This is a genomic window from Streptomyces sp. NPDC001549, assembly GCF_042894025.1.
GTDB classification, from domain to species: Bacteria; Actinomycetota; Actinomycetes; order Streptomycetales; family Streptomycetaceae; genus Streptomyces; species Streptomyces kutzneri.
This window is the reverse complement of sequence record NZ_JBIAVJ010000066.1, coordinates 1-7,772: the sequence shown is the minus strand read 5'-3', so window position 1 is coordinate 7,772 and position 7,772 is coordinate 1. Positions and strand designations below refer to the sequence as shown.

Sequence of the window (7,772 nt, the reverse complement as noted above, 5' to 3'; positions counted from 1 at the left end):
GCGGTCCCCGACCGCCTACGAGAACGACTTCCAACCAACAGCAACTACCCTGGCCCAAGCCGCATAGACGTGTTCAAAATCCGGGGTCAAGGCCCGAGTTCTTGTCCAGGACGTAGCGGACGTGCGGGCCGCCGAAGTAGCCGCGCACAATGTGTGGTTGACGCTGGCGTCTGTGGAAGAATCTGCGGGTTTCGGCGGCGAGTTCGGCCTGGTTCCTGGCCCGGTGGGTGTGGGGCAGGCTGCGTTTGAGGTCGGCGTTTACCAGCTCATCCGGGTTCAGCTCGGGTGAGTACGAGGGCAGGAAGTGCAGCTCGATCTGGTCCTGGTGGCCGGCGAGCCAGGCCCGGACCGTCTTCGAGCGGTGGGCCGAGTGCCGGTCGACGATCAGGTGGATCTTCCGGTCGAAGTGCCCGACGATCCGGGCGAGGAAGCGGCACATGACCTTCGCGTCGAAGGACTCGGTGAAGACCATGAAGTGCATCCGGCCGCGGGTGCTGATCGCGGACATCGCGTTCACGGAGAACCGGTTCCCGGTGCGGCGGACGATGGGAGTCGTGCCTTTGGCGCCCCAGGTGCGGCCGGTGACCTGGTCCGAGCGGATCCCGACCTGGTCAGCGAAGAGGACTTCGCCGTTCTCCGCCTTCGCCCTGGCCCGGATCGCCGGCCAGGTCTCCTCGTGCCAGACCCGGACCGCTTCCGCGTCCTGCTCGACCGCCCGCTTGTCCGGACGCTGGAAGGTCAGCCCCCAACGCTTGAGGTACTTGCCCACCCCGGGCTCGGTGAAGCGGACCCTATACAGCTTGAAGATCAGCTCGCCTATCTGCCCCCGCGTCCACAGCTAACCCGATAGTCCCAGGCCGGAGGGGATGTGATCGAGGACAGCCTGCCGAACGGCGGCCTGCTCGGCCTCCGACAGGACCTGGTGCTCACCCACGCGACGGCCTCGCGGGCGGGACAGCAGTGCGTCCCGGCCTCCGGCCTGCCACTTCGCCCACCAGTTGTCCACGGCCTTCACAGACACCTTGAACAGGGCGGCAACCTCCACCCGGTCCCGACCCTCCACCAGCGCGGACACCGCCAGCAACCGCGCGGCCTCCTGCGCATCCGGCGACCAGGCCCGCGCATCCCCCACCAGATCACTCACACACCGTCAACGAGCCTGAACCCAAAGCGTTTCGGATCAATAGCACGATTGGCCGCGCCGGGGGCGCGGCCAATCGACTAATATGGGGAATTTGCCATTCTAGTCAGCATACTGGTCGATATCAAGAATCGCACCAATGTCTGCCAGAAATCTTAGCTCTTCCACCTTAAGCCCGAACCCAGGCCCGTGCGGGTCAGCCGCAGAGATGCGTTGAACGATGGCAAGACGGAGGAAGCATCCCTTCCGGGATAGTTCCTTCATTCCGCTCTCCAGCGGTAGGATCCGGGGCCAGAGTCGCTCTAGGGCGAGTTCGAGGTATTCCTCTCCAGGGACGTCTTCCCTCAGTTCCCAGGTAGTGTCCTTGAGAGGACGGTGCGGATTGCGCCCGATCTCTCCTTTTCTGAGATATCGATCCGGAACATCGCCGACAATCTCCGAGATCTGCTCTACCGATAGATTATCAGATTCTACGCGAAGAATCGCCGAGCGTTTGCGGTCCAACTAGCATCTCCAATATTCGCCATCTTTATGCATCAGGGTCGGGATGTAGGTTTTCCGGTCCTTGGGCATGAGGAAAAGATATTTGGTTTTCGGATCCATGTATATGTCGTAATGCCCGAGGGTTTTATCCCGCGCCTTCGCATCTGTTAGTGCTTGCTTCTTGAAATCGTGCTCATCGCCAACTATCTCCGCGGCCTCGGCCGTGCCCAGCTTACGCAGCTTGGTGATGTTCGTCTCGAAGGGTGGCCCGGAATTGCCGGAGTTGTGGACCAGTACAGCCTTGCTGCCCGCAAACGCATAGTAGGTGTGCAGATCGCCGACGGTGAGATTGTAGGCAGAGCGCAGTTCCTGCCAGTGTCGGATTTTTGCGATCTTTACGAAGCGCCCGTCGGGCGCTCGCAACATATCACCTGCCTGCAAATCGGCCGCGTCAGTCCAAGTCTTTGTGCGGGGCGACCAGAACGGGTGGTTCGATGTGCTGGTGAGTGAGCCTCCGCCATCGGCTGATGTCAGGGTGATTTCAGTGAAGAATCGATCATCGGGGGTGTAGATGGTGGCGTCGACCCGGCGGGCGTCCGTGAGGCCTGAGACCGGGTCTGAGGCCTGTACCGAATCACCAGTGGTTACCTGCTCGATGGGCTTCTTTGACCCGTCGCCCATGAGGACCATGGTTCCGGCAGGGAAGCTATTCTTTACCCCACAAGGCTTCTTCTTCTTAAAGAAGTTCCCGATTGCTTCGAAAACTTCGTCGGCTTTAGCGCCGAATTTTCCTGCCCAGCGCAGTCCCTTGAGCGGGGCGGCCCCCCAGCCGAGGCCTGGGGCCATGGAGGCACAAGAGAGGACAGCGTCCTTCCAGGCGTCCTTGTTACCGATTCCCAAACTGTCAGCGAGGTAAACGTTTCCGAGGCTGCTCTCCACACCGTAGGCAATGCAGTTGACAGCGTCCGCAGGCTCACCAAGAAAGGGAATAAGCCCCATTATGTCGAGCTTGAGGTGGATGTAGTCCTTGATGCTCATCCCGGGCGGTATTTCGTTGGTGGTCAGCGCCTTGATCAGGATGCCGATCTCGCTCGAACCGCCGGGTTCCTCCGCGTCCTGCTGCAGCACGTCCTCGCGTTCGGCCGTCCACTGCTCGAGAATTGCCTGTTGTTCGTTGGTGTATCGCTCGGTCTGGTAGCGGACGATCGTCGAGCGGTGCTTAGCGTAGGCCTCCGTGGCACTCTGGCCTGCGTTGACAGCGGACTGGCGTGCCTGCTCGGCTGCCTGGAATGCGCTCGCGGCGTATCCCTGGGCGGCTCCGTAGCTGGCTTCGGCGGAGATGGCCGCGCTGCGTGCCTGGCGGGCGCTGGAGGAGGCTTTGGCAGCCGCGTTGCGGGCGGTGGCGGCGAAGGAGGCTGCGGACTTTGCCGATGTGCTGGCCCGGTTGGCGGCTTGCTGGGCCTTGGTGGCGTAGTCGCTGGCCTGGTTTGCGTATTCGGTGGCTTTCCGGCCATGGCCGGCGGCCAGGTCCGCGTGGCCCTGGGCATTTTCGGCGGACTGAGCCGCATCGTAGGCGGACTTGTAGGCCAGCGCTTCCGTCCGGGAGGCCGTGGCGATGATGGACTGGATCTGCTCGATGTGCGCGGCGTTGAGCTGGTCGCGCCGGGTGGCCTTGTGCCGGCCGGAGGTGATGAAGGTGGTCAGGTTGGTGTCGGGGCTGGCAAGGGCGACTTCAGCCGCTGCCTTGACCTCCGGTCCGCCGCCTTGTGCGAGTCCGGCGGCTTCAATGCGATAGTCCTCGATCCGGGCCTGGTGCTGGCCCCGGGTGAGGAAGGTGTCCAGGGCCTTGGGGTCGGGAGCGTCCAGTGCGGCCTGAGCCTCCTCCTTGACTACCGCTGCGCCGGCCTGCGCGATGCGGGCGACCTCGACGCGATTGACGTCGGCGGCTGCCTGGTACTGGCCGGTGGTGAAGAAGGTGTGGACCTGGGCCGGGGTGCCCGCCAGCGCGGCGGTTGCCGCGGTTTGGACGTCGTCATAAGGGGACTGCTTGGCGAGGACGTTGACTGCCTCGCGCTCGTCTTCCTCCCCTGCCTGCTTCCAACCCGTGAGCGCATAGGCGACCACAGCTCCGTTGTCACCGGCGAGGGCGACCTCTGCTGCGGCACGGCTCCAGGGACCGCGGATCTGCAAGGCGGTCATGGCCATGCGGCGGCCGTTTGCGGCGACCTGCGCGGGATCGGCGTCCGGCTTGGCCGCCTGGGCTGCGAGGGCGTCGAAGTCGCTCTGAAGCTTGATGGCGTCCTGCGTGACCTTGGTGATCCCGGCCTTGGCAGTGTCCGCGGCGTCCTTCGCGTCGCGGGCCTCGTTGACCAGCAGGGTCTTGCGGGTGGCAAGCTCGTCGGCTTCGTTTTTCCGGGTGGTGGCCTGGATCTCCTGCGCCTTGGTGACCGCGGCGCCGGCTGCCTGGGCCGCCTTCAAGGCCTCCGCGGCATTGACCTTCGCGGCGTCGGCAGCCGCTTGGGCGTCGCCTGCGTGCTCGTTGGCCTTGCGGGCAGCCTCCGCGGCCTTGCGTGCGTGAGCGGCGGCGGAGCGGGCGGCGTCGCGGGCTTCTGTGGCCGCCGTGATGGCGTTGTCCGCGTGGCGCTGTGCCTCCTGGGAAGCGCGCCTGGCTTCTGCGGCGTGCCGCTCCGCTGCAGCGGCGGCCGCCTTGGCCTGGCCCGCGCTGGCTCCGGCGGCGGCTGCGTGGCCGGCTGCTGCGTTCGCGCTCGCGGCTGCCGCGTTCATGTCCTCGATCGCCCCGAGCGCGGCGGCCAGAGAGTCCCTCGCCGCAATGGCAGTCTTCAGGATCGCGGTGAGCGTGTCGGCGATCTTCTCCGCATTGGTGGCCGCCGTCAGCGCATCAGCGGCGGCCTTCTCGTTGACCTTGCCGGATGCGGCGGACGCCCAGGCGTCCCCGGCAGCCTGCGAGGCCCGCTGCGCGGCGGTAGCGGAGTTTGCGGCCGCGCTAATCGCAGTCTGGGCCGCGGCGTTGGCAGCGCGGGCGGCCGAAATGGCCGTCTTCGCAGCGGAGGCCGCTCGCCTGGCCGACTCCGCCGCCCGACGGGCTGCGTCCTCGGCCTTCTTCGAGTCGTTCTTCGCCGCAAGGGTCTCGGCGGCCGCCGTCGCGGCCTCCTTTTTCGCCAACCCTGCGGCAGTCGCAGCCTTCTTCGCCTCGGTCTCAGCGCTCTGCTTTGCCTTGTCCGCGGCCGTCGCGGCGTCGGAGGTCTGCTTGGCGAGGTCGGTGACGCTGGCGTATTCCTGGTCCTGAGCCCGGGTGATGTACTGCCCGTAGGCCAGGAAGTCCCGCACCTCGGCGATGCCCGCGTTCAGTGCAGCAGCCGCGGCACGCTTGGTAGCAGGGCCCCCGGCCGTCTCGATCTGAGCGACGCGGACCCGTGCGTCGTCGTCGCGGCTCTTGTACTGCCCTTCGTTGAGGAAAGACCGGACGTCGTCGATGGTGCCGTTCATCGCCGCGTCACCGGATTCTCGAACGACGGTCCCACCGGCTTGGGTGGCGCGGGCCGCAGAGACACGCTGATCGTCTTCGAGTGGCCGCTTCCAGCCGTCCTTCATGAAGGCGGACAGCTGCTCCGGCGTTCCCTTGAGGGCTTCGGCTGCGGCCGCGCTGACCTCCGGGCCGGCTTCGGTCACGAGCGTGAGGGCAGCCTCGCGCAGGTCGAGTTCCTGGGCAACCTTCTCGCCGTTGGCCAGGTACTCGCGGACCTGCGCATCGGTGCCGGTGAGCGCAGTCTCCGCGGCGGCTCGGACGGCCGGTCCCGAAGTCTTCCAGGCCTGCAGGGCCTTGGCGCGGTCGGACAGGGGTGTCACGGGGGGATCTTCGGCGCTGGCTGGCGCCGCCGAGATGAGTGTGGCTAGGAGGGCCAGGGGCAGGAGTCCGCGGACGGACCTGCCTGTCCACTGGAATCTCCTCCCTCGGGTCCCAGAGCCTGCATGCTGACGCACTGATTCGATCCTTCTACTGGTCGCTGGGCACCACAAAGCTCACGCCGACGCTTCACCGCGCGGACTGATGGGCCTCTGTGGTGGATCACACATGCCGGATGGGCGCTGCTGCCTTCTGTGTTCGGCTTCCCCAGGCCGAAGGCGGGCAGGCCCGCGCCAAGCCAATGGGCTGGGCACGGCAGTGCTGCGGACTTAATGACTCACGAACGGAGCGGCTGGTTGCACGAATCACGGCCAGCCGCGCATGAAATCTATCCGACAGCCGAAGTGCGGACCCCGACTCGTTCGCGTCGTGAGCCTGTGCCTATATTTGCGGCGGCCCCCCAGGCGATCATGGTCGGCTGCTGTTCGCAGCCCGGCACCTTTCGACTTCGTTGTACCCCTCTCTCACTCTTTGAGGAGGGGGAGTCTGTCTTGGAAAGCGATACCTAAGTGCGCATACGCAGATGGATGCCCATATCGACCGCGGCGCTCGCCGTCGCCCTGGGGACCCCCACCACGCTGGCAACCGCAGCCGGTGAACCGGCGGCTGACGCCCCGTACGCCGTCGAGGACGGCGCCTACCCCTACCGCGAGAACATCCTCGGACTGACCGGCGCCGACCTCATCGCGGGCGACGGCAACATCACGTACACCTCGTGCGCGGGCCCGTACCAGATCAAGGTGTGGGCGGTGAAACTGAAGACCGGCGACTCCAGGATCTGCTTCGCGGCCGCCAACACCGGATACCTCAGTGTCAACATCCCCCGCGCCTACCGCGTCGAGACCACGGGGAGGGACATCAAGGCCGGCATCTCCATCGCCGGCACCACCGAGAACCTGTCCGTCCCCCGTGACACCTCCGCGGGCTTCGGCGAGGCCGACCTCGAGGACCCGAAGCAGGCGGTCCTGCTGGAGATGCGCGTCACCGGGTCCACCGCGGCTGTCCCCGCGCCTCCCGCCGGTGACAACCCGCTGGCGTTCACCGGCAAGCTGAACATCGGTGACACCCGCTCCTGCACAGCCACCCTGGTCGACCCGCGTTGGGTGGTCGCGGCAAAGAGCTGCTTCGCCGACAAGCCCTCCGAGAGCAACACCGTCGCGGCCGGAGCTCCCAAGCAGAAGACCACCCTCACCGTCGGCCGCAGCGACCTGACCACCTCCGGCGGACACACCACGGGCATTGTGGAACTTGTGCCGCGCACAGACCGGGACCTGGTCATGGCCCGCCTGGACCAGCCCGCGTACAACGTCACCCCGGTCACCCTGTCCGCCGCCGCGCCCACCGCGGGTGAGGAACTGACCATCGCCGGCTTCGGCCGCACCGATACCGAGTGGGCCCCCACCAAGGTCCACTCATCCACCTTCACGGTCGGCACCGTCGGCGCCACCGGATTCGACCTGACGGCCAAGACTCCCGCCGACGCCACCGTCTGCAAGGGCGACGCCGGGTCCCCCGCTCTGCGCACCGTGAACGGCAAGAAGATCCTCGTGGCGCTGGGCAGCCGCTCCTGGCAGAACAACTGCCTCGACAGCGCCGAAGTCAAAACCGGCGCGTACGACACCCGCGTGGACAACATCACCAGTTGGATCCAGGACACGACCGGGCGTTCCATCGTGGAGCGTGACCTGAACGGTGACGGCCGCTCCGACGCGGCCATGGCCTACTTCCACGCGAACACCTCGATCGCGTTCTACAGCTCGCTGGCCAAGGCCGACGGCGGCTTCAACGACTTCAAGGCCGGCTACACCGTCCCCGCCAACAGCTGGGACCGCAACTCCATGAAGCTCATCGCCGGCGACTACAACGGCGACGGCCGATCCGACATGGGCATGATGTACCGCAACGGCGACAGCAGCATCACGATGTACACCGGCCTCGCCAACACCGCCGGACTCATCCAGGCATTCACCCCCAGCTACACCGTCCCCGCCAACAACTGGGACTGGAACGCCGTCCAGCTCCCGTAGCCCTGTCGCTGGGCACGGTCTAGACCGTGCCCTGAGGATGACCCTTTGGAGTGGACACCCTGACAATGGATCTTGATGGTCCAGGGAGGGATGTCCAGGTGGGGCCTTGACCCCGGATTTTGAACACGTCTATGCGGCTTGGGCCAGGGTAGTTGCTGTTGGTTGGAAGTCGTTCTCGTAGGCGGTCGGGGACCGC

5 protein-coding genes are annotated in these 7,772 nt (G+C 66.0%); 1 reads left to right on the top strand and 4 read right to left on the bottom strand.

All coding sequences use genetic code 11. From position 1 onward, the window contains the following. Positions 1 to 73: 73 nt before the first annotated feature. From ACFY04_RS43340 to ACFY04_RS43325, 4 genes are all read right to left on the bottom strand, one after another. A complete protein-coding gene (locus ACFY04_RS43340; RefSeq protein WP_389126546.1) occupies positions 74 to 838 on the bottom strand; it encodes an IS630 family transposase in 765 nt (254 codons plus the stop codon). Further along, a complete protein-coding gene (locus ACFY04_RS43335) occupies positions 839 to 1,144 on the bottom strand; it encodes a transposase (protein ID WP_389126544.1) in 306 nt (101 codons plus the stop codon). A gap of 99 nt (positions 1,145 to 1,243) precedes the next feature. Then, positions 1,244 to 1,645 (bottom strand): DUF4279 domain-containing protein, encoded by a 402-nt coding sequence (locus tag ACFY04_RS43330; protein WP_389126543.1) that lies wholly within the window; start codon positions 1,643 to 1,645, stop codon positions 1,244 to 1,246. Beyond that, a complete protein-coding gene (locus tag ACFY04_RS43325) occupies positions 1,646 to 5,491 on the bottom strand; it encodes a polymorphic toxin-type HINT domain-containing protein (RefSeq protein WP_389126541.1) in 3,846 nt (1,281 codons plus the stop codon). Positions 5,492 to 6,076: 585 nt separating this feature from the next. Between ACFY04_RS43325 and ACFY04_RS43320 the strand changes: the two genes are divergently transcribed. Further along, positions 6,077 to 7,576: a trypsin-like serine protease gene (locus ACFY04_RS43320; protein WP_389126539.1), complete on the top strand. Its 1,500-nt coding sequence runs from the start codon at positions 6,077 to 6,079 to the stop codon at positions 7,574 to 7,576. The last annotated feature ends 196 nt before the right edge of the window (positions 7,577 to 7,772 follow it).